Consider the following 22,272-nt stretch of genomic DNA (forward strand, 5'->3'; position numbering starts at 1 on the left):
ATCTACCAGCTAGGATCGAACGCCGTGACGCTGCGCCTTTTTGACACCGACACGCGGACCATGCGCGACTTCGCGCCCTTGGTCCCCGGCCGTGCCTCGGTGTACCTGTGTGGTGCCACCGTGCAGGGCGCGCCACACATCGGCCACGTGCGCAGCGGCGTCGCCTTCGACGTGCTGCGCCGCTGGCTGCTCGCGCACGACTACGACGTGTGGTTCATCCGCAACGTCACCGACATCGAGGACAAGATCCTCACCAAGGCCGCCGAGGCGGGCCGGCCGTGGTGGGAGTGGGCCGCCACCTACGAGCGCGCCTTCGACAACGCCTACGAGACCCTCGGCGTGCTGCCGCCGTCCGTGGAGCCACGGGCTACCGGCCACATCACCCAGATGGTCGACATGATGCAGCGTCTGATCGATCGCGGGCACGCGTACGCCTCCGAGGGCAACGTCTACTTCGATGTGGTCAGCTACCCCGACTACGGCAGCCTGTCCGGCCACCGCCTCGACGACGTGCACCAGGGCGAGAGCGCGGGCGCGGGCAAGCGCGACCCGCGCGACTTCACCCTGTGGAAGGCCGCCAAGCCCGGCGAGCCGACCTGGCCGTCGCCGTGGGGACCGGGCCGCCCCGGCTGGCACCTGGAATGCTCCGCGATGGCCGAGTTCTACCTCGGCCCCGAATTCGATATCCATTGCGGCGGTATGGATCTGGTGTTCCCGCACCACGAGAACGAGATCGCCCAGTCCAAGGCGGCAGGCGACGGCTTCGCCCAGTACTGGCTGCACAACGGCTGGGTGACCATGGGCGGGGAGAAGATGTCCAAGTCGCTGGGCAACGTGCTCTCCGTGCCGAACGTGCTCACCCACGTGCGCGCCGTGGAGCTGCGGTTCTACCTCGGCAGCGCGCACTACCGCTCGATGCTGGAGTACTCGGACAAGGCCCTCAACGACGCGGCCCAGTCCTACCAGCGCATCGAGGCCTTCGTGCACCGGACCGCCGACCGCGCGGGCGATATCCCGGTGGGCAAGTGGACCGACGCGTTCGCCGCGGCCATCGATGACGACCTCGCCGTGCCGAAGGCCTTGGCCGAAATCCACCGCATCGTGCACGAGGGCAACAAGGCGCTCGAGGCCGGTGCCATCGACAGCGCACGGGACCTGGCCGGACAGCTCCGCGCCATGCTCGGTATCCTCGGTGTCGACCCGCTGGATCCGCACTGGTTCACCCCACGCGACTCGTCGGCGGCACAGGGCGCGCTCGACGTGCTGGTGCGCGCCGAGCTCGACCGCCGTCAACAGGCGCGAGCAGACAAGGATTGGGCGAGCGCCGATGCCGCCCGCGATCGATTGCAGGCAGCCGGAATCGAGGTCACCGACACGCAAAATGGGCCGGAATGGGCCCTTGGCGCTGCGCCGCTTACGGCGCCGGACGCGCTACAACCTGGAAAGGCCAAGTAATGGCAGGCAATTCGCAGCGTCGTGGTGCGATCCGTAAGGGTGGAACCAAGAAGGGCGCCGTCGTCGGCTCCGGCGGTAAGCGCAGGCGCGGGCTCGAGGGTCGCGGCGCGACCCCGCCCGCCGTCGAGCGCACCAAGCATCCCGCGGCCAAGCGCGCCGCCGCCGCGGCGAAGGCCGCCGCCAAGGGGGGTCCCCGGGGCAGCTCGGGCCGCGCGGCCGGACGCAAGGACGACGACAGCCCGGAAATGGTGCTCGGGCGCAACCCGGTGGTCGAATGCCTGCGCGCGGGCGTGCCCGCCACCGCGCTGTATGTCGCACTCGGCGTCGAGAACGACGAGCGGCTGTCCGAGAGCGTGCAGATGGCCGCCGACGCGGGTATCTCGATTCTCGAGGTGCCGCGCGGCGATCTGGACCGGTTGAGCGCCAACGGTTTGCACCAGGGCGTCGCCCTGCAGGTGCCGCCGTACCGCTACGCCCACCCGGACGACCTGCTCGCCGAGGTCCGCAATTCGCCGGAGCCCGCCCTGCTGGTGGCCCTGGACAACATCACCGACCCGCGCAACCTCGGTGCCGTCATCCGCTCCGTCGCCGCCTTCGGCGGTCAGGGCGTGCTGATCCCGCAGCGCCGCAGCGCGAGCGTCAGCGCGGTCGCCTGGCGGACCAGCGCCGGTGCCGCCGCTCGGCTGCCCGTCGGCCGCGCCACCAATCTGACTCGCACGCTGAAGGATTGGGCTTCCCAGGGCATCCAGGTGGTCGGCCTCGACGCGGGTGGCGACACCACCCTCGACGACTTCGACGGCCGCGAACCCACCGTCATCGTGGTCGGTTCGGAGGGCAAGGGCCTGTCCCGCCTGGTCCGCGAGAACTGCGACTCGATCCTCGGCATCCCGATGGCCGGCCCGGTCGAATCCCTCAACGCCTCGGTCGCCGCAGGCGTCGTCCTCGCCGAAATCGCCCGCCAACGCCGTTCTTGATACTGCGCCGCAAGCGCGAAACGCCCCTCGGCACACGGCAATAGACGCGGCGGGGCGCGCTGTCCCCGTAGAATTCGGCTCGTGGTGATACCCAACCAGCCCATCGGGAATCCGGTCGAGCATCCGAACGCGACGGCGGTGTTGTGGCTCGGTGCGGCGAGCGTGCTCTGCTGCGGCGTGCTCGGGCCGGTGGCATGGGCGATGGGCAAGCGGGCGCTGGACCAGATCGAGGAATCCCACGGCGCCTACGGTGGCCGCGTTCAGGTGGTGGTCGGGTACATCCTCGGCATCATCGGCACCGTCTTGATGATCGTCTTCGCGCTGCTGTATCTGATGATCCTGCTCGGCGGCAACGCTTAATCGAGGCTGGGACGTTCCTGGTCGCCCCGTTCATCCCAGGCCGGCCATTCCTCGCTGACGCTGCCGGTCCAGTTGGGTTGCCTGCGTTCCTTGAACGCCGCCATCGCCTCGCCGCCGTCGATGCTCTTGCCGACGTGCTCGTTCAGGTCGGTCTCCAGCTGCCCGACCATGGTCGGGCTCATCCCGAGCCCTTCCCACAGCAGCCGCTTGGACATCGCCACCGGCAGCGGCGCGGACCCGTTGGCGATGTCGTGCGCGATGGCCAGCGCCATCGGCAGCACCTCGCCGCCGGGCATACAGCCGTTGGCCAGGCCCATCGCCTTGGCCTCGTCGCCGTCGAAGGTGCGGCCGGTCAGCATGATGTCCGCGGCATTGGCCATGCCGACCAGGCGGGGCAGCGTCCAGTGCGAGTAGCCGTCGGCGAGCACGCCGCGGCGGACCTGGTTGAGCCCGTAGACCGCGTCCCGCGCCATGTACCGCAGGTCGCACTGCAACGCCAGGGCGAGGCCGATGCCGACCGCGTGCCCGTTGACCGCGGCGATCACCGGTTTGCGCACCCGCCAGGGCGCGGGCTCGATGGTGGCGCTGACGTCGCCGACCCGGCTGGATAGATCCGCGCCCGCGCAGAACGCGGGCGGGGTGCCGGTGATCACGACGACCCGGATGTTGTCCTCGACATCGCAACGCTGCAACGCGGAACTCAGTTCGGCGGCCATCGTCGGGGTGAAGGCGTTCTGCTGAGCGGGCCGATTGAGCGTGAGCACGGCGATGCCCGCGGAGACATCGACGTGCAGTTCCGAACTCATGCCAGCGATGTTAGTCGAGCCGGACCCGCCCTGGCCCTGGCCCGAAAAACCTCGTTCAGCCACGCAGTACTTTGCGCCCGATCGCGTACTTGTGCACCTCGGTCGGCCCGTCGTAGAGGCGGAACGCGCGGATGTCGCGGAAGATCATCTCGACCACCGTCTCGTCGCTGATGCCGATGCCGCCCAGCACCTGCACGCACCGGTCGGCCACCTTGAACAGCTCCTCGGAGACGTACGACTTCGCGATCGAGCTCTCGTGCCGCGCCTTCTCGCCCTGGTCCATCAGCCAGCAGGCGTGCCAGATGGTCAGCCTGCACTGGTGCAGCGCGATCTCGTTGTCCGCCAACATGAACGACACACCCTCGTGCTCGCCGATCGGCTTGCCGAACGCGGTGCGGGTGCGCGCGTGGTCCACCGCGATGCTCTGCGCCCGCTCGGCCGCACCGAGCCAGCGCATGCAGTGGGTGAGCCGGGCCGGGGCCAGGCGCAGCTGGGCGTAGCGCAACGCCTGACCGGTGTCGCCGAGCAGCGCTGACTGCGGCAGCGTGAGGTTGTCGAAGCGGACGACGCCGTGCCCGGCGACGTAGTTCCGGTCCATCGTGTTCATCGTGCGTTCGATGACGATGCCCGGCTGGTCGCCGTCGGTGAGGAACAGCGTCGGACCGGCGGGCAGGTGCGGGTTCTCCGCGAGCCGCGCCATGATGATCCACGTCTTGGCGCCGTTGGCCCCGGTGATCAGCCATTTGCGGCCGTTGATGGTGAAGTTCTCGCCGTCGAAGGTGGCGGTGGTGGCCAGCTGGGCCGGGTCCGAGCCCGCGCCGTCCGGTTCGGTCATCGCGAAGACCGAGCGCTGGTGCCCGGCGACCATCGGCGCGAGGTGCCGCTCGACCTGTTCCGGGTTCGCGACCTTGGACAGCAGGAACATGTTGCCCTCGTCCGGCGCCGCGCAGTTCATCGCGATCGGGCCGAGGGTGGACCAGCCCGCCGCCTCGTAGATCACCGCCTGCCCGATATGCGACAGCCCGCGCCCGCCGAGCGACTCCGGCGCCTGCACGGTGAGCAGCTTCTCGGCCCGCGCCAGCTCGACCAGTTCCTGCCGGAGCTCGTCGGTCGGCCCGTGCGCGGTGAGCCGCGGATCCCGCTCGAACGGAACGATCTTGTCGATGACGAACTGGCGTACTCGATCGCGTTCGGCGGCGAGCTCGGCGGGAATCGAGAAGTCGATCATCGTTGGTCACCAATCGTTCGGGGGTGCTTGGAGCGCTTGCGAGCGCGCATGCGCGAGGCCGCGTGCGTCGAGCATACGAAACCCAGGCAGAGCGACTGAAGGCACCCGCCCTCAACGCCCCGCCGGGCCGCTACCCGAACGCTATGCACCCCCCGCGCCGACCACATAGAGATCCCCGGCCAACTTCCACTCCCAATCGAGTCGAGTCATATAGTCGCTAGTTGATCTCCAAGAGCAACCATTTGACTCGACTCAATGATGGAAATCTCGAGAACAGCACCACAGCCAGTCCTCCTGCTCCCAACCACCACCTCCAGTGCCCAGGCTGCGGCAGAGAAGGTCGGGTACCCCACCTCACGCGCCCAGCACTACTCCGGTCATCCCACGAACCTGTCGAAAACCTTTGGGACAGCACACCATCGGAGATCTCTCAGTGCACGAATCCGGATCAGTACACCTAGAGCTCCCCGTAAAGGTGCACCTATCCGGGCGAGAGCTTCAAAGGACTTCAGAGGTGAACAGTCCAGTGAGCTGAAGGCCTGTCCACGTTTTCCTGTGAAGTAGTGCTGAGCGCGTCGCCTGCCGTACCCGGCTTTAGTTACTCGTCAGGTGCGTGGTGTCCAGCTCCCGAGGTGGTCATCTGGCTGTGGTTGCGTCCCAAGCGCTTTGGACGAGAGCAGGGGGTTCACAGAGCGTGCATACCATTCACAGGGTGTTGACGTTGGGGGTCTGTGAAGGGTATGGGGGCTCTGTGGGATCAGCGAGCTCGGGCTAAGTGGCGGCGGCGGGTGCCTACCATTCGGCTGACCAGGTAGATCAGGAATGAGATCGTGGTGACGAAGGTCGACACCGGGACGCCGGGCGCGAGTGACAGCAAAATGCCGCCTACTGCGGCGATTTCGGCGAAGACCACCGCAAGCACCGTGGCCCGCACCGGATTAGCGGTCAGTTGCGCGGCTGCTGCGGCGGGCGTGATCAACAACGCCAGCACCAGCAACGCACCGACGATCTGCACCCCGAAGGCGGCGGTGATGCCGAGCAGCACCGCGAACACGATCGAGAGCGTCCGCACCGGAACCCCGCGCGCCACTGCCACTTCCGGGTCGGAGCTGGCGAACAGCAACGGGCGGTAGACGATCGCGAGCACCGCGAGCACGCCGACGGTGCAGGCCGCGAGCAAGGTGATCCCGCTGTTGCCGACGCTGACAACCTGCCCGGTCAGCAGCGAGAACTTCGAGCCAGCCCGATCCGGGCCGAGCCACAGGAACAGCACGGACAACCCGAGCCCGAACGACAACACCACCGCGATCACCGAATCGCGTTCTCGGGCACGCGTTCCCAGCAACCCGAACAGCACGGCCGCGACCACCGACCCGGCGATGGCACCCACACCGACCCCGATTCCGGCGAGCAGCGCGGCGGCCGCACCGGTCAGCGACAGTTCGCTGGTGCCGTGCACCGCGAACGACATCTGCCTGCTGATGATCAGCGGCCCGATCACCCCGGACAGCAGCCCGAGCAGCGCGGCGGCGAGCACCGCCTGCTGCACGAAGTCGTAGGAGAGCAGGTTCGCGGTGGTGCCGAAGTCGAACATCTTGCCGAGCACACCGGATAGCTTGTCGATCACGAGCGCACCACGCTCGAATCCTGTTCGGCACCGGCGACTTCCGGGGCGCGATGGCCGTCGCCCGCGGCACCGTGGCAGTGCGCCCCCGCCGTGCCGAGCGCGTCCATCGTGTCCCCGGTGCCGACGACCACCAGCCGCCCGCGCACCCGCAGCACATCGACCTCGGTCTGATACAGCTCCGACAGCACCGCGGAGGTCATGACTTCCTCCGGCGTGCCGATCCGGAACTTGCCGTCCACCAGGTACAGCACCCGATCCACCAGCGGCAGAATCGGATTGATCTCGTGTGTCACGAAAAGCACCGCGGTGTCGTGGCTGCGCCTGCGCTTGTCGATCAGCTCCGCCACCAGTCGCTGGTTGGCCAGGTCCAGGCTCAGCAGCGGTTCGTCGCAGAGCAGCACCTTCGGATCGCCGACCAGCGCCTGCGCCACCCGCAGCCGCTGCTGCTCGCCGCCGGACATGGTCTCCAACGGCGCGTGCGCGAACCTCTCCGCGCCGACATCGGCGATCGCGGCCGCGACCTTGCGCTTGCGGTCGGCCCGCGCCCGGAGCCCGAGGCCCCAGCGGTGCCCGTCGTAGCCCAACCCGACGAGGTCGACGCCGCGCAGCTGCACCCCGGCATCGATCGTCTTCTGTTGCGGCACATAGCCGATGTCGGGGTTGCCGGTCCGCGCGGGCCCGCCCGCGATCTCGGCGGTACCGGCACTGAGCCCGAGCTGGCCGAGCAGCACCTTCATCAACGAGGTCTTGCCGGAGCCGTTGGGCCCGAGGACGGCGACGAATTCGCCTGGCGCGACGTCGAGATCCAGTTCCTGCCAGAGCGTGCGTTCACCGAACGACAACCGGGCCCCATTGAGCCGTACCGCCGAAGTGTTCGAAAGTGCTTGCCGCCGCGCCGGTTCGGTGTGTTCGCTCACCGCGACCCCCTGGTTCATCGCAGTGCTCGTCAACTCAACGCCGCGCTGAGTGCCTGGGCGTTCTTGGTCTGCCATTGCAGGTAATCGACTCCGGCAGGCAGGGTTTCGGTCACCTCGACGACCTGCAACCCGTTGGACTGCGCCACCGAACGCAGGTCCTTGGTGATCTTGTCCTGCGTCTGCACGTTGTACACGAGTGCGCGAACCTGCTTGCCGGTCAACAGCTCCCGGGTCGCGGCGACCGCGGCGGGCGCGGGATCGGTCTCCTGCTCGATCGCCTCCTGGAACTCGTGCGGCGTCCGATCCTCGACTCCGGCGGCGAGCAACAGGTAGTGCGCCAGCGGTTCGGTCTGCAGCACCGGCGTTTTCGGGTGCTCGGCGGCGAGTTTGCCCGCGATCGCGGTGATCCCGGCCAGCCCGCTCTTGAAGGTGGCCGCGCGCTCGGTGAAAGCGCTAGCGGCGCCGGGGGCCAGCTCGCCGAGGCTGCCCGCGATTCGATCCGCGACCGCGGCGACGGTGCTCATGTCGTAGAAGACGTGCTCGTTCTGGTCGCCCTTGTTCGGCCGGGATTCGAACGCGTCGACGGTGCGCTTGTCCCGCCCCGCCACGGCCTTCTCGGCGAACTCGTCGTAGCCGCCGCCGTTGTAGACGACCAGGTCGGCGTCGCGCAGCTTGGCGGACTCGACGGCCGAGGTCTCGTGCGAGTGCGGGTCGGCGGACGGATCACTGATGATCGACTCGACGGTGGCGTCCGGTCCCGCGATCGTGGCAGCGATATCGCCCCAGACGTTGGTGGAGGCGATGACGGACGGCTTACCCGAATCCTTCGCATCGTTGCCGCAGGCGGTCAGCGAGAGTGCGGCGACAACCCCCACGGCGACACCGGCGAACCGTATGGCAAGGCTTGTCTTCACGCGGGGGCACTCCTGTGACGCTCAACAGCTGGTGACGCACTCGAGCGGGTGACACTACGCAGCTTAATGGAAATGGTTTCTGTTTCACTTTAGCAACTGCGCGCCGCCGAGACGAGTCCGGGCCCGCCGACCGGGACGCGCACTTGCGCGGCCGTCGACGGGCCCGGGAGAACTGCGATGGAGCCGGTTAGACGAGCACCTCCACCGACTGGCCGAGCAGTTGGGCACAGCGCAGCAGGCCGAGATGGCTGTAGGCCTGTGGATGATTGCCGAGCGAGCGTTCGGCCACCGGGTCGTACTCCTCGCTGAGCAGTCCGGTCGGTCCGGCCACGTCGACCAGCTGAGCGAACAGCGCCTCGGCGTCGGAACGCTTGCCGATCAGCAGGTACGCCTCGACCAGCCAGGCCGCGCAGAGGTGGAAGCCACCCTCGCCGCCGGGCAGGCCGTCGTCGTGGTGGTACCGGTACACCGTTGAGCCGCTGCGCAATTCGGCCTCGGTCGCGACGACGGTCGCGGCGAAGCGCGGATCGGACGGGTCGATCAGTCCGCTCAGCCCGATGTGCAGGGTCGCCGCGTCCAGGTCGGTGCCGTCGTAGGCCGCGGTGAACGACTGGACCTCGTCGTTCCAGCCCTTCGACTTCACCTCGTCGGCGATCGTCTCGCGCAGCACCGCCCAGGCCGGGTCGACCTCGCGCGCGAACTTCTGCGCCAGGGTGAGCGCCCGGTCGATGGTCAGCCAGCCCATCACCTTCGAGTACACGTGGTGGCGCGGGTTGCCGCGGATCTCCCAGATGCCGTGGTCGGGTTCCTGCCAGCGCCGCTGCACCGCGGAAACCATGGCGCGCACCAGTTCCCAGTCCGCGTCCGGCAGCGCCGCCGCCGGATCGGTGATGCCCTGCAACTCCCGCGCGTGCGACAGGCTCGCGATGAGATCGACGATCGGACCGAACACGTCCAGCTGCACCTGCATATTGGCCGCGTTGCCGACCCGGACCGGGCGCGAACCCGCGTAACCGGGCAGCTGGTCGATCACGGCCTCGGGCGGCAGCGTCTCGCCGTACAGCGTGTACAGCGGGTGCAGCCGTTCCGGGCCGGGCAGCGTCTCGAGCACCTTGTGCACCCAGTCGAGGAATTGCTCGGCCTCGCCGAGCGACCCGAGCGACACCAGCGCCTGCGCGGTGAGCGACGCGTCGCGCAGCCAGCAGTACCGGTAATCCCAGTTACGCACGCCGCCAATGTCTTCCGGCAGCGACGTGGTGGCCGCGGCCAGAATCGAACCGGACGGCGCGTGCACGAGCCCACGCAGCGTGAGTGCGGAACGCTTCATCAGATCCGGCTTCAGCGGCGGCAGCTGCAACTTGCCCGCCCACTGCGACCAGTAGCTCTCCGCGATCCGGCGCCGCTCCAGCTCGTCGGTCTTGGCCGGCTTGAGATCGGAGGTGCCGCAACGCATTTCCAGCACGATCGGGCCCTTGGACGGATCGACCACGGCGCGCGCGGAATCGTGCGTGCCGTCGCTGATGATCTCCCAGGTCAGTCCGGGGGAGCGCAGCACCATCGGATCGTTGGTGCCGAGCACCCGCAGCCCGTGCTCCGACGCCTCGATGCTCACCGGCACCTGGCCGAATTCCGGTCGCGGCGCGAACGTCACGACGGCCTTGGCGTCACCGGTGATCACCCGGGTCAGGTCGGTGCGCGTCGCGGCCACATCGTGCGGCAGGTAGTCCACCACTTGCAGCTTGGCCCAACGGGTTTCGACCGTCATGGTGCTGTCGATGTAGCGCTGCGAGAGCGGCAGACCCGGCCGCTCCGGCTCGATGGTGAAGTGCCCGGCTTGCGGTCCGCCGAGCAGATGCGCGAACACCGCGGCCGAATCCGGCTCCGGATGACAGAACCAGGTGACCGTCGCGTCGGGGGTCAGCAGCGCCACCGAGCGCGGGCTGGCCAGCATGGTCAGCCGTTCGATCCGGGGCGCGCTGGCGCCGGCCAGCCAGGTGCGCCGCTCCTCGAGCAGGAAGGCGAGTGCGCAGGACACCGCCTCGGTGCTGTCGACCCGGTGCCTGGCCTGGCTGTCGCCTTCGCCGACCTTGATGCCGAGGTCGGGGCCGGACAGCACACGGAACGCCTTCTCGTCGGTCACGTCGTCACCGAAGAACACCGCGGCGGACGCGGCGGCCTGGTGCCGGATGGTGTCGAGTGCGGTGCCCTTGTCGGTTTGCACCACGGCCAGCTCGATGACGGCCTTACCCTCGGTCACCTGCACGCCGAACCACAGCGCCGGACCCTGCCGGACCTGGGTCAACGCCCGATGTCCGATCTCCGGGCTGGCGTTGCGCACGTGCAGCGCGACGCTGGCCGGTTTGATCTCGACGGTGACGCCCGGGTTCTCCGCGGAGACCTGGGTCAGCGCGGTCTGCACCTCTTGGAGCAGTTGTTTGGCGTCATTGTCGATGGCGTGCACGAAACCGACGTCGAATTCCGACCCGTGGCTACCGATGAGTTGTACTTCGACCGGAAGTCGCGACAAAGCCGCGAGATCCCGCAGGGCGCGGCCGGAAATGACCGCGGCGGTTGTACCGGTGAGCCCGGCGAGCGCGCGTAACGCGCTCACCGATTCCCGGTGTGGAAAGGCCTTCGCCGGGTCGGACACGATGGGCGCAAGCGTCCCGTCATAGTCCGACGCGACCAAGAGTCTTGGCACTCGCGCGACCGTCGACAGTGCACGACGAAGTTCCAGTGGCAGATCCTGTGCGCTCACGCATCCAACCTAGTGATCGGAGGAGTTTTTTCATGGGCGGGCAGAACAATACTGGGTTGAATTTGCCGCACCGACGCCCGCCGCTATGCGTGCGCTGTATCTGATTTTCCGCGACTTCGACCGAGAGTGCGCGCCGACCGTCCGAACTCGGGTCCGAGCGGCCACGACTGGTCACTTCATCGTGTGCGCTGCGATCATGCGGACCCGCGATGGGTCCCGCACGGTGCTCGCAAAACTCGCGCTACCCCGGTACGCCGAGCGGCGGGCGCCGGCACGAATTCCGTGTGCCCGCACCCGCCGTCGGTGTGATTGTGATTTTCCGCACGAACCCGGCGTTCGGCCCGAATTTGCCGGGTATGCGCTGGCTGTCCGAATGCTATGTGCGGTCGCCCAGTAGAAGGTCGACGGTCAGTTCGAGGCGTTCGGTCACATCGGTCGCGGAAGCGCGCCGGGTCAGCCAAGCAACCAGGTTCGACAGCCACACATCGCTTATCACCCTGGCAATGGCCAGCTGACGTTCGTCGGGTTCGCCGTCGTTCATGGCGCGGGCGAATACCCGATCCATCACCTTGCCGACCCGATCGACCTCCGCGGCCGCCGACGCGTCGGCGAACATGAACGCGCGCGTCATGGCCTCGGTGAGCAGCGGGTCGCGCTGCATCATCCGGGTGATCTGCTGCAGCAGCAGGTGCATGCGCTCCTGCGGCGACTGCCCGGCAAGCGGCTTGCGCTTGCCTTCGATCTGCTCGAATTCCCGGGAGAGCGCGGACACCAGCAGGTGCACCTTCGAGGGGAAATACCGGTACAGCGTCCCTACTGCGACATCGGCGCGTTCGGCCACGGCGCGCATCTGCACCGCGTCGTAGCCGCCCTTCGAGGCCAGCGCCAGCGTCGCGTCGAGAATCCGCTTACGCCGTTCCCGCTGCGCGGCCGAACTCAGCTCGTCTTCACTGAGCGTCGTAACGGTCGCGGTAGCCGGTGCCGCGTTGGAGTCGGCCGGCTGCGATCGGGAGGGACTGGCCATCGGTGAGAGTCCTTTCCGGAGACGTCGTTGGTGTAACTGGCCCGAGTATCGGCTCGGCGGTCGTCTCTTGACTTCCGCACAGCTAGGATATTAGAACATGTTCTAGGTGTGGGAGTCACGCCGGGAAGGCGGTACGGAGTGTGACCATCGCCACCACTGACGAGCATAAAGCCGTCCAGGAGTCGATGCGTGGGTGGGCCGGATCGGTGCGTCCAATTGCAACAATGCGAACCGATCCGAGCGCCTTCTGGCGCGCGTACTGGCCCGGCCTCGCCGATCTCGGCATCTTCCGGGTCGCCGTGGCCGAGGACTCGGGCGGCGCGGGCGGCTCGGTGGCCGACCTCGCCGTGCTGGTCGAGCAGGCCGCGCACGATCTGGTCGGCGGGCCGGTGCTGGCAACGGCATTGGCCAATCTGATCACCGCGGGGCGGCTCGACGAGCGGTTACCGTGCGGGGTCGCGCTCGACTTCGTTGTCGGCGCGCAGGTCAGCGTACCGGCCGCCGACGGCGACCTGTCGCTCACGGGTTCCTGGGATTCGGTACTCGGCGCGGCACCGGAAACCGCTGTGCTGCTTCCGGTTTCCGCCCCGCACGGACAGCGCTGGATCTTGCTAGAGCCGGATACCGAAGGGCTTCGGGTCGAACCGCTTTCGCCGCTCGACCTGAGCACACCGCTCGCTCGGGTGCACTGCACCGACGTGCGGGTATCGGCCGAGCAGATCTTCGCGTCACCGCACGCGGTCGAGGATCTGGTCGTGGTTCTGGCCGCGGCCGAACTGGCCGGGCTGGCGGGCTGGTGCCTCGAGACCGCGGTCGAATACGCAAAGGTCCGTGAGCAATTCGGCCGCAAGATCGGGTCGTTCCAGGCGGTCAAGCACATCTGCGCCTGGATGCTGTGCCGGGCCGAGTTGATCCGTGCCGTCGCGGCCGACGCCGCGGCCGCGGTGGACGAGGGCGGTGCGGAGCTGCCCGTCGCGGCCGCGATCGCCGCCGCCATTTCGCTGGACGCCGCGGTCGATACCGCCAAGGACTGCATTCAGGTGCTCGGCGGCATCGGCTTCACCTGGGAGCACGACGCGCATCTGTACCTGCGCCGGGCGGTGGCCTTGCGCCAGCTGCTCGGTGGGTCGGCGCGCTGGCGGGCCAGGTTGACCGAACTGACTCGCGCGGGTCAGCGCCGCACCACCGGTGCCGATCGGGTCTTCGCCGCCGAAGGCGTTGCGGCCGTTGACGGCAACAGCGCCGACGAGCTGGCGGCGGAGGTCTCGCGAATCGCCGCACTGCCCGTCGACCAGCAGCGGGGCGCGCTGGTGGATGCCGGTCTGGCCATGCCGCACTGGCCGCACCCGTACGGTCGCGGTGCGGATCCGATGACGGGCCTGCTGATCTCGGAAGAGCTGCGCCGGGCCGGTCTCGCCGCGCCCGACCTGGCCATCGGCGGCTGGGCCGTGCCCACGCTGTTGCAGCACGGCACGCAGGAGCAGATCGATCGCTTCGCCTGGCCGACATTGCGCGGCGAGGTCGTCTGGTGCCAGCTGTTCAGCGAACCGGGCGCCGGGTCCGACCTGGCCGCGTTGCGCACCACCGCCAAGAAGGTGGACGGCGGCTGGGTGCTGAACGGGCAGAAGGTGTGGACCTCGTTGGGCGACAAGGCGAACTGGGCGATCTGCCTGGCCCGCACCGATCCCGACGCGCCGAAGCACCGCGGCATCAGCTACTTCCTGGTCGACATGCACAGCGCCGGACTGGAGGTGCGTCCGCTGGTGCAGATCACCGGCGAGGCGCGGTTCAGCGAGGTGTTCCTCGATGACGTCTTCGTTCCGGATGATGGCGTGGTCGGCGCACTGAACAACGGCTGGAAGATCGCCAGATCGACGCTGTCGACCGAGCGGGTGGCAATGGGTGGCAACGGCATCGGCCCGGTGCTCGAAGAGTTGATCGCGAAATCGCCCGCGACCGGACCCGGTGCGGAATTGGTGAACGACCGTCTCGGCGGATTCGTCGCCGATGCGATTGCAGGTTTACTGCTGGAGCAGCGCGCCGCCGTAAAAATGTTGGCAGGCGCCGATCCGGGCGCGCAGAGCAGCGTGCGCAAACTCGTCGGCGTCCGGCATCGGCAGGCGGTCGCGGAATTCGCTGCCGAGTCGGCAGGTCCCGCCGGTGCACAGGACTCGGAAGTGGTAAAAGAATTCCTGCTCACACGCTGTTTATCGATTGCAGGCGGCACCGAACAAATCCTGCTGACCGTCGCCGGTGAGCGGATTCTCGGGCTACCTCGCGACACGGACAGCTAGCGACGAGCCCGCCCGTCGCCCGACCACCACCCCTCATCGAATCGCGGAGCGATACTGAACTAACTGGAGATATAAGCATGGATTTCACCAGGGACGAGGGCCAGGACGCGGTGGCCGAGGTCGTCGTGAGTTTGTTGGAACGGGAACCGGCCCGTGATTTCGCGTTATGGCCGAGCCTGGTCGACACCGGCCTGCTTTCGGTCGCCGTGCCGGAGCGTTTCGGCGGCGACGGGATGGGCCTTTCCGAGGTATCGGTGCTGCTGACCGAGCTGGCCACCGACGCCGTCGCGGTGCCCGCATTGCCGACGTTGGGCTTCGGGCTGCTGCCACTGCTGTCGCTGTTGCCGGACAGCCTGGCCCAGCGGGTGTTCCCCGAGGTGGCCGAGGGTGCGGTGCTCACCGCGGCGCTCAGCGAGCCGGCCGCACCGTTCGCGGTCAAGCCGGAGACGGCGGCCGTCGCCGACGGCGATTCGGTGCGGATCACCGGCCACAAGATCGCCGTGCCCTATGCGGAGGAGGCCCGATGGCTGCTGATCCCGACCAATTCCGGTATCGCACTGATCGATTCGGATGCCAAAGGGTTGATCCGGGTGCCCTCGCCGGTCTCCGGTGACATCCCCGAATGCACCGTGCGGCTGGATCGGGTGCAGATCCCGGCCGAGCAGCTACTACCCGGTGGCCTCGCGGACCTGCACCGACTAGCCCTCGCGTCGATCGGCTCCGTCGCGGACGGGCTGCTCAAGGGCGCGCTCGTGATGACCGCCGAACATCTGCGGACCCGGCGCCAATTCGGCAGGCCGCTGGCCGAATTCCAGGCCGTCGCCCAGCAGATCGCCGATCTGTACGTCGTCTCGCGCACCCTGCACGTGGCCGCGGTATCGGCGAATTGGGCACTGGCGCAGGACGATTCCAGCCAGGAGCACCAGGCGCGGATCGACGACGATCTCGACGTCCTCGCCTACAGCGTGGCTGCCGATCTACCTGCCGCCATGCAGAAGTGTCATCACCTGCACGGCGGTCTCGGCGTGGACATGACCCACCCGATGCACCGCTACTACTCACAAGCCAAGGACATCGCTCGCTGGCTCGGCGGCGCATCGTTCCGACTAGATCGTTTGGGGGCCAGATGTTCATCGACCTGACCACCGAGCAGCGCCAGCTGCGCGGCGAATTGCGTTCGTACTTCGCCGATCTCGTCACACCGGACGAGGAAGCCGCGATGGCGGTGAACCGGCATGGCGACGCCTACCGCGAGGTGGTGCGCCGGATGGGCCGCGACGGCTGGCTCGGCGTCGGCTGGCCCAAGCAGTACGGCGGGCAGGGTTTCGGCCCCGTCGAACAGCAGATCTTCTTCAATGAGGCAGTGCGCGCGGATGTTCCGCTGCCGCTGGTCACGCTGTTGACGGTCGGCCCGACCTTGCAGCAGTTCGGCACCGACGCACAGAAGAAGAAGTTCCTACCCGGAATCCTTTCCGGTGATGTTCATTTCGCGATCGGCTACTCCGAGCCGGAGGCGGGCACCGACCTGGCCTCGCTGCGCACCTCCGCGGTGCGGGACGACTCCGGCGACTGGATCGTCAACGGGCAGAAGATCTTCACCACCGGCGCGCACGAGGCCGACTTCGTCTGGCTGGCCTGCCGCACCGGAACGGTTGAGTCACGGCACCGCGGCATCACCATCCTGATCGTGGACACCACCGATCCCGGCTACTCGTGGACGCCGATCATCACCTGCGACGGCGCGCACCACACCAACGCGACCTACTTCGACGATGTCCGGGTGCCCGCGGACATGCTGGTCGGTGAGGAGAACGCAGGCTGGCGGCTGATCACCACCCAGCTCAACCACGAGCGGGTCAGCCTCGGTCCGTCCGGCAAGATCGAGCAGCTCTACGACCGGGTGCGCGATTGGGCGCAGCCGCGCGGGGTGCTCGGCGAGATCGATGTGCGCCGCTCACTGGGCCGCATCCACGCCATGGTCCGGTTGAACGAGCTGTTGAACTGGCAGGTGGCCGCGACCGTCGACGGCGACCCGGCCAGCGTGATCGCGGATGCCTCGGCCACCAAGGTGTTCTCCACCGAGGCGCTGCAAGAAGCGGGCCGCCTGGCCGAGGAGATCGTCGGCCGCTACGGCGATCCTGCCGAGGCCGGTACCGCCGAGCTGCTCACCTGGCTGGACCGGCGAACCAAGCAGAACCTGGTGGTGACCTTCGGCGGCGGCGTCAACGAGGTCATGCGCGAGTTGGTCGCCACGGCCGGGCTGAAGCTGCCGCGAGTACCCAGATAGCCATAGACAGTGCTAGTCGAGAAGGAGCCGCGCGTGCCGGAAACTACCAGTCCGGAAGCGATTGTCGCCGAGGCCGAACGGATCAAGGCGGTCGGCGATTGCACACCGCGTTTCGGGCGTGACCCGGTGAACCAGCCGATGATCAACAACTGGGTCGAGGCGATCGGCGACACCAATCCCATCTACGTGGACGAGGCGGCCGCCAAGGCGGCGGGACATCCGGGCATCGTCGCACCGCCGGCCATGGCACAGGTGTGGACCATGTTCGGGCTCAACGGTGTTCGCCCCAAAGACGATCCGATGGGCGAGGCCACCGAACTGCTGGACGCGGCCGGATACACCTCTGTCGTCGCCACCGACTGCCAGCAGACCTATCACCGGTATCTGAATGTCGGCGAGCAGGTGTCGGCGACCAGCAGGTTGTCTGAGATCCGCGGTCCGAAGCGGACGGCGCTGGGCGAGGGGTGGTTCGTCACCTTCCTGACCAGCTGGCACGTCGGCGACGAACTCGTCGCCGAAATGCTGTTCCGGCTGCTGAAATTCGCGCCCGGCACCGCTGCGCCGTCGGCGCCCGCGGGCGAGCGGGTCAAGCCGTTGGTCTCCTGGGACACCGAATTCTTCTGGGAGGGAGCGAAAGCGGGCGAGCTGCGCATTCAGAAGCTGCCCGACGGTTCGTTGCGGCATCCGCCGATCCCGGCCCTGTGGAAAGACAAGTCGGAGCAGACCGACTACGTCGTCGCCTCGGGGCGCGGCACCGTATTCAGCTATGTCGTGCACCACGCGCCGAAAGTGCCTGGGCGGCAACTGCCGTTCGTCGTCGCGCTGGTCGAATTGGAGGAAGGGGTGCGGATGCTCGGCGAGCTGCGCGGTATCGATCCCGCGGAAGTGCAGGTCGGCCTGCCCGTCCGGGTGGAGTTCGAGAAGCTCGACGACGAGGCGACGCTGCCCGTCTGGCAGGTGATCGCATGACTACGACTGTCGTACCGGCCGACGTGCAGGTCGGTACCGTGCTGCCCGAGCTGGCGATCCTCGCCGATCCGACCTTCGTGGTCAGTACGGCCTTGGCCACCAGGGACTTTCAGGATGTACACCACGACAGGGACAAGGCGGTAGCCCGCGGTTCCAAGGACATCTTCGTCAACATTCTCACCGACACCGGGCTGGTGCAGCGTTTCGTCACCGACTGGGCCGGGCCACGCGCGGTGCTGAAGTCGATCGCGCTGCGCCTCGGCGTGCCGCTGTACGCGGGTGACACGCTCACCCTGTCCGGGATCGTGACCGCCATCGACGGCGGCGACATCCACATCGACGTGGTCGGCAAGGACAGCCTCGGCGACCACATCACGGCGAAAGCCGTTATCGCTTACCGGAGTTCGCATGAGTGAGCACGGCATCTCGGGCTGCGCGGCCATCGTCGGCATCGGCGCCACCGACTTCTCCAAAGACTCCGGCCGCAGCGAATTGCGCTTGGCCGCCGAGGCGGTCACCGCGGCGCTGGCCGATGCGGGTCTGACGCCCGACGACGTCGACGGCCTGACCACCTTCACCATGGACACCAACACCCAGGCCGCCGTCGCCAGGGCCGTCGGCATTCCGCAGCTGAAGTTCTTCAGCCACATCGGATATGGCGGCGGCGCGGCCTGCGCCACCATCCAGCAGGCCGCCATGGCAGTGGCCACCGGTGTCGCCGATGTGGTGGTGGCCTACCGGGCCTTCAACGAACGCTCGGTGTCCCGGTTCGGCCAGTTCTCCACGGCTTTGGCGTCCGCCCCCACCTCGTCGGGGATCGACGCGGGCTGGTCCTACCCGCAGGGACTCGGCACGCCTGCCGCGCAGGTCGCCATGGTGGCCAGGCGCTACATGCACGTATACGGTGCCACCAGTGCGGATTTCGGACAGGTCGCGGTGGCCGACCGCAAGCACGCCGCGGTGAACCCGGCCGCCTTCTTCTACGGCAAGCCGATCACCCTGGAAGACCACCAGAATTCGCGGTGGATCGCCGAACCCCTGCATCTGCTGGACTGCTGCCAGGAGTCCGACGGCGGGGTCGCCATCGTGGTTACCAGTGCCGAACGCGCCCGTGACCTGCCGCAGCGCCCGGCGGTAATCACCGCCGCCGCACAGGGTTCCGGCGCCGACCAATACGTCATGACGAGCTACTATCGCGACGCGATGTCCGGCCTGCCGGAGATGGGTCTGGTCGGCGACCAGCTCTGGGCCCAAAGTGGTTTGCGCCCTGACGATATGCAGGCCGCCATCCTCTACGACCACTTCACTCCGTTCGTCCTCATGCAGCTGGAGGAACTCGGTTTCTGCGGTCGCGGCGAGGCGAAGGACTTCATCGCCGACGGTGCCATCGAGGTCGGCGGCAGGCTGCCGTTGAACACGCACGGTGGACAACTCGGCGAGGCCTACATCCACGGCATGAACGGAATCGCCGAGGCGGTACGCCAGATTCGCGGCACCTCGGTGAATCCCGTGGCGAACCTGGAGAACATCGTGGTCACCGCGGGTACCGGCGTACCGACCTCGGGTCTGGTGCTCAGCGCCAACTGAGCCGTGCGCTAACGCAGCGGCGCGCCCGGCTGGTCGTGCGTCGAGCAGTGGATGCCACCGCCGCCCGCGGCGATCTCATCGATCGGGACCGGGACGATGTCCCGGCCCGGCAGATGATCGCGCAGGATGCCCTGCGCTCGATCGTCGGCCTGCCGGTCACCGAATTCGGGCAGGAACACCGCGCCATTGGCGATGTAGAAGTTCGCGTAGCTGGACACGAACTCATCGCCCTGGCCGGTGATCCGGTCGGGATCGGGCTGCGGCAGGTCGATCACCTCCAGCTTGCGTCCACGTGCGTCGGTGGACTGCGCGAGCACCTGCCGGGCCTGCTCGCTCGATCGTGACCAGGAGTCGGCGGGCGAACCGGGAAACGCGGTGTCCAGCAGGACAACTCCGGGCGCCACGTAGCGGACCAGGCAGTCGATGTGGGCATCGGTGATGTCCTCGCCGCACACACCCGCGCACCAGATCACCTTCTCGATGCCGAGGGTCTGCTTCAGCTCGGCCTCGAGCTGGTCGCGGCTCTTGCCGGGATTGCGGTTGTCGTTGACGATCGAGCTCTCGGTGACGAGCAGGGTGCCCTCGCCGTCGGTCTCCAGCGCGCCGCCCTCGGCGACGAAGGGCGCCGTGTAGCGCGGAATCTGGTAGCGCGACAGCAGTTTCCGGCCGAGCGGGCCGTCGTTGTCGTGGCGCTGCTTGTTGCCCCAGCCGTTGAAGCCAAGGTCGACGCCGACCACCTTGCCCGCCTGCTCGACGAAGACCGGGATGGTGTCGCGGGCCCAAAGATCGTCCACGGCAAGCGAAATCACCTCGACGCCGCTGCCGCACGCGCGCTGCGCGGCGTCGCGCTGGTCGTCCCTGGCCAGCATGACCACCTGCTCGTACTCGGCGATCTCGCGGGCCAGTCCCGCGATGTCGTCGCGGACGTCGCCGAGGTACCGCCCCCAGATCGCCGCCTGGGCGGGCCACGACATGTAGGTGCGCGCGTGGCTTTCCCACTCGGCACCGAATCGGCCGCCGGGCCCCGCCGGCTCCGGCTCAGGGGCAGTGGGGTCGCCGCTGGGGGCCGACGGCTCGGATGAGCCGCATGCCGAGACGCCTGCGGCGAGCAGGCCGGCGAGGACGCTGAAGGCAGATCGGCGGGACATGTGGTTCTCCATCACGGGCTCCGATAGTCGAGGATCCTGGTCAAGATCCTGACTGAAATTTCAGTCAGGATTTCACGGTACCATTGATCGCATGTCTCGTCGTGATTCGATCCTGGAGTCGGCCGCCCGCGTGGTCGCGCAGCGCGGTATCCGTGGCCTGCGCGTGGAGGAGCTGGCCGAAGCGGCCGGTGTCTCCACCTCGCTGATCTACTACCACTTCAAGGACCGGGCGGGCCTGCTCGCGCAGACCCTGGATTTCATCAGCGCCCGGGCCGAGCGCTACACCGAGTCCGGCATCGACTCGGCCGCCGACCCACTCGGACATCTCGAGGAATTGCTGCTGCTCGAGCTCCAGGACACCCCATTGGTCGTCGAGAACAGCACCGCGTGGGGCGAGTCCCGCGCCACCGCCGTCTTCCAGCCCGAGCTGCGCGACCAACTCCGCAGCGCCACCGTCCGCTGGACCGATTGCTTGAGCGGACTGATTCGCAGTGCCCGAGATCGCGGCACCGTCCCCGCCGATATCGCACCCGACGATGCCGCCGAACGTCTCACCGCGCTGGTCGAGGGCGTGAGCATGCGCTGGCTCAGCGGTTCGCTCGAACTCGACCGCGCCCGCGAATTGGTGCGCGGCGCAATCGCTCTCGAACTAGGCGTGCGGCGGTAAGTTGGAAACGGCACGCTCGCCGCACGGGAGGAGCCCCATGACCACCGCTCGGCACATCGTCGACGTCCACGTCCTGCTCATCCGCGATGGTCGCCTGCTGCTCAGCAAGCGCCGCAGCGACGACGAATTCGACGGCCTCTGGCACCTCCTTCATTTGGCAAGTCGGGTGTCGGAATGATGTTTGTCGGCTTCGTTGGTCGTCTGTCTGTGGGGTGGCGCGAGCCCGGTTGGGCCGCGCCTGAGCGGCTGGGAGTCGATCGTGGTTGAGCGCTATCGCAGCTTCGTCGACGTCTACGTTCTCCTGCGCCGAGCTGATGGCCGTGTCCTGTTGATGGAGCGCGCCAACACCGGATATGCCGACGGGCAGCTCTGCCCGCCCAGCGGTCACCTTGAGGAAGGTGAGTCGGTGATGGCCGGAGCAATCCGAGAGGCGCATGAGGAGGTCGGTGTTGTCATCACGCCAGCTGATCTGACCTTCGTCCATGTAGTGCACCATCGAAGCCCGGAACAGGTGGGCCGCGTCGGCTTTTTCTTCCTCGTCGATACTTGGGACGGCGAACCGACCAATCGCGAGCCGCATAAATGTGCTGGTCTCCTTTGGGTCGAGCCAGCTGATCCGCCCGCAGCAACCGTCCCCTATAGCGCTGCGGCCCTTCTCCAAATCGCCCAAGGACGCCAGTTCTCCCTCGATGGCTGGACAGAACTGGCCGAGATCACTGAATCTGTTCCACCAAAGGTGTTGCTGTGGAACGTCATCGAAGAGAACAATCTGCCCGGTTAGGACGGTGAAGAGTTCAGTGGCCTGTCATAGAGTTCAGTGACGGCTATCGGCAGATGGTCGTGAGACGCCACGAAACCTCAGTAAGCAGCGATGGGGCTATGGTGTTGACGTGGAACTCCGCGAGTCGTCAGGTTCGTCGGCGTTAACCGAACCGTCGGTGCCGTCCGCACTCCGCGAGATTCGTAATGCTCTTGTCGGTTCAGAACGTGTCGACTTCGAGCGCCGTTACGGCGAGGAGTTGGTGGCCGCAGCCTCGTCACTGGACCTGACGGGCGTATTCGCGGTGTTGGACAGCTTCCGCGAGGTCGCCGAGATCACCCGACGTCACGGCACCGACGCGCACATCCGGATGCTCGCTCACGTCACGGACCTCCAGCAGGGTCGGGATGTCGCCAATACCACCGCCGCGGCCACGCACCGAGCGGAGATCTACGCCAAGCTCGGCTTGTAGGCCGATGACTTCCTACGAGATCGCT

At 67.6% G+C, this 22,272-nt stretch carries 21 protein-coding genes; 13 read left to right on the top strand and 8 right to left on the bottom strand.

Annotation, left to right across the window (positions count from 1 at the left end):
- Positions 1-24 precede the first annotated feature (24 nt).
- From cysS to ACQPW1_RS03520, 3 genes are all read left to right on the top strand, one after another.
- Positions 25-1,455 (top strand): cysteine--tRNA ligase, encoded by a 1,431-nt coding sequence (gene cysS, locus ACQPW1_RS03510; RefSeq protein WP_433661338.1) that lies wholly within the window; start codon positions 25-27, stop codon positions 1,453-1,455.
- Entirely contained in the window at positions 1,455-2,429 is a 975-nt protein-coding gene (gene rlmB / locus ACQPW1_RS03515) for a 23S rRNA (guanosine(2251)-2'-O)-methyltransferase RlmB (RefSeq protein ID WP_433661339.1), read from the top strand. The genes cysS and rlmB overlap by 1 nt, the downstream gene beginning before the upstream one ends.
- A gap of 81 nt (positions 2,430-2,510) precedes the next feature.
- Positions 2,511-2,789: a DUF4190 domain-containing protein gene (locus tag ACQPW1_RS03520; protein WP_433661340.1), complete on the top strand. Its 279-nt coding sequence runs from the start codon at positions 2,511-2,513 to the stop codon at positions 2,787-2,789.
- Here ACQPW1_RS03520 and ACQPW1_RS03525 read toward each other — a convergent pair.
- From ACQPW1_RS03525 to kstR, 7 genes are all read right to left on the bottom strand, one after another.
- Complete coding sequence (locus tag ACQPW1_RS03525; RefSeq protein ID WP_433661341.1) at positions 2,786-3,595, bottom strand: enoyl-CoA hydratase/isomerase family protein; 810 nt, start codon at positions 3,593-3,595, stop codon at positions 2,786-2,788. The two genes, ACQPW1_RS03520 and ACQPW1_RS03525, sit on opposite strands and share 4 nt — an antisense overlap.
- Before the next feature lie 55 nt (positions 3,596-3,650).
- Positions 3,651-4,823 (bottom strand): acyl-CoA dehydrogenase family protein, encoded by a 1,173-nt coding sequence (locus tag ACQPW1_RS03530; protein ID WP_433661342.1) that lies wholly within the window; start codon positions 4,821-4,823, stop codon positions 3,651-3,653.
- Between the two features lie 757 nt (positions 4,824-5,580).
- The gene (locus ACQPW1_RS03535) at positions 5,581-6,417 is read right to left on the bottom strand and encodes a metal ABC transporter permease (protein ID WP_433665127.1); all 837 of its coding nucleotides are present in this window, start codon (positions 6,415-6,417) and stop codon (positions 5,581-5,583) included.
- Positions 6,418-6,446: 29 nt separating this feature from the next.
- On the bottom strand, positions 6,447-7,385 hold the full coding sequence (locus ACQPW1_RS03540) for a metal ABC transporter ATP-binding protein (RefSeq protein WP_433661343.1): 939 nt from the start codon (positions 7,383-7,385) through the stop codon (positions 6,447-6,449).
- Between the two features lie 11 nt (positions 7,386-7,396).
- A complete protein-coding gene (locus ACQPW1_RS03545) occupies positions 7,397-8,281 on the bottom strand; it encodes a metal ABC transporter solute-binding protein, Zn/Mn family (protein WP_433661344.1) in 885 nt (294 codons plus the stop codon).
- A gap of 187 nt (positions 8,282-8,468) precedes the next feature.
- Entirely contained in the window at positions 8,469-11,039 is a 2,571-nt protein-coding gene (gene otsB, locus ACQPW1_RS03550) for a trehalose-phosphatase (RefSeq protein ID WP_433661345.1), read from the bottom strand.
- A 376-nt stretch (positions 11,040-11,415) separates the two neighbouring features.
- The gene (gene kstR, locus ACQPW1_RS03555; RefSeq protein WP_364738632.1) at positions 11,416-12,063 is read right to left on the bottom strand and encodes a cholesterol catabolism transcriptional regulator KstR; all 648 of its coding nucleotides are present in this window, start codon (positions 12,061-12,063) and stop codon (positions 11,416-11,418) included.
- A 140-nt stretch (positions 12,064-12,203) separates the two neighbouring features.
- Here kstR and ACQPW1_RS03560 point away from each other — a divergent pair, with 140 nt between their 5' ends.
- From ACQPW1_RS03560 to ACQPW1_RS03585, 6 genes are all read left to right on the top strand, one after another.
- Complete coding sequence (locus ACQPW1_RS03560; RefSeq protein WP_433661346.1) at positions 12,204-14,357, top strand: acyl-CoA dehydrogenase family protein; 2,154 nt, start codon at positions 12,204-12,206, stop codon at positions 14,355-14,357.
- A gap of 77 nt (positions 14,358-14,434) precedes the next feature.
- Positions 14,435-15,499 carry an acyl-CoA dehydrogenase family protein gene (locus tag ACQPW1_RS03565; protein ID WP_433661347.1) on the top strand — a complete coding sequence of 355 codons (1,065 nt, stop codon included), beginning with the start codon at positions 14,435-14,437 and terminating at the stop codon, positions 15,497-15,499.
- Positions 15,484-16,644, top strand: coding sequence for an acyl-CoA dehydrogenase family protein (locus tag ACQPW1_RS03570; protein ID WP_433661348.1), 1,161 nt, complete (start codon positions 15,484-15,486; stop codon positions 16,642-16,644). Before ACQPW1_RS03565 ends, ACQPW1_RS03570 begins: the two co-directional genes overlap by 16 nt.
- Positions 16,645-16,677: 33 nt before the next feature.
- Entirely contained in the window at positions 16,678-17,613 is a 936-nt protein-coding gene (locus tag ACQPW1_RS03575) for a bifunctional MaoC family dehydratase N-terminal/OB-fold nucleic acid binding domain-containing protein (protein WP_433661349.1), read from the top strand.
- Positions 17,610-18,029 (top strand): MaoC family dehydratase, encoded by a 420-nt coding sequence (locus tag ACQPW1_RS03580; protein WP_433661350.1) that lies wholly within the window; start codon positions 17,610-17,612, stop codon positions 18,027-18,029. The genes ACQPW1_RS03575 and ACQPW1_RS03580 overlap by 4 nt, the downstream gene beginning before the upstream one ends.
- Complete coding sequence (locus tag ACQPW1_RS03585; protein WP_433661351.1) at positions 18,022-19,200, top strand: lipid-transfer protein; 1,179 nt, start codon at positions 18,022-18,024, stop codon at positions 19,198-19,200. Before ACQPW1_RS03580 ends, ACQPW1_RS03585 begins: the two co-directional genes overlap by 8 nt.
- An 8-nt stretch (positions 19,201-19,208) precedes the next feature.
- Here the strand turns inward: ACQPW1_RS03585 and ACQPW1_RS03590 are convergent, their stop codons facing one another.
- Positions 19,209-20,348 carry an agmatine deiminase family protein gene (locus tag ACQPW1_RS03590; RefSeq protein ID WP_433661352.1) on the bottom strand — a complete coding sequence of 380 codons (1,140 nt, stop codon included), beginning with the start codon at positions 20,346-20,348 and terminating at the stop codon, positions 19,209-19,211.
- A gap of 91 nt (positions 20,349-20,439) precedes the next feature.
- Here ACQPW1_RS03590 and ACQPW1_RS03595 point away from each other — a divergent pair, with 91 nt between their 5' ends.
- The 4 genes from ACQPW1_RS03595 (at position 20,440) to ACQPW1_RS03610 (ending at position 22,247) form a co-directional block, all read left to right on the top strand.
- Complete coding sequence (locus ACQPW1_RS03595; RefSeq protein ID WP_433661353.1) at positions 20,440-21,015, top strand: TetR/AcrR family transcriptional regulator; 576 nt, start codon at positions 20,440-20,442, stop codon at positions 21,013-21,015.
- Between the two features lie 37 nt (positions 21,016-21,052).
- Complete coding sequence (locus ACQPW1_RS03600) at positions 21,053-21,193, top strand: hypothetical protein (RefSeq protein ID WP_433661354.1); 141 nt, start codon at positions 21,053-21,055, stop codon at positions 21,191-21,193.
- Between the two features lie 81 nt (positions 21,194-21,274).
- Positions 21,275-21,796, top strand: a complete 522-nt coding sequence (locus ACQPW1_RS03605; protein ID WP_433661355.1) for an NUDIX hydrolase — start codon at positions 21,275-21,277, stop codon at positions 21,794-21,796.
- A 109-nt stretch (positions 21,797-21,905) separates the two neighbouring features.
- Positions 21,906-22,247, top strand: coding sequence for a DUF6247 family protein (locus ACQPW1_RS03610; protein WP_433661356.1), 342 nt, complete (start codon positions 21,906-21,908; stop codon positions 22,245-22,247).
- Positions 22,248-22,272 lie beyond the last annotated feature (25 nt).

The organism is Nocardia sp. CA-128927, assembly GCF_050955855.1.
GTDB lineage: Bacteria > Actinomycetota > Actinomycetes > Mycobacteriales > Mycobacteriaceae > Nocardia.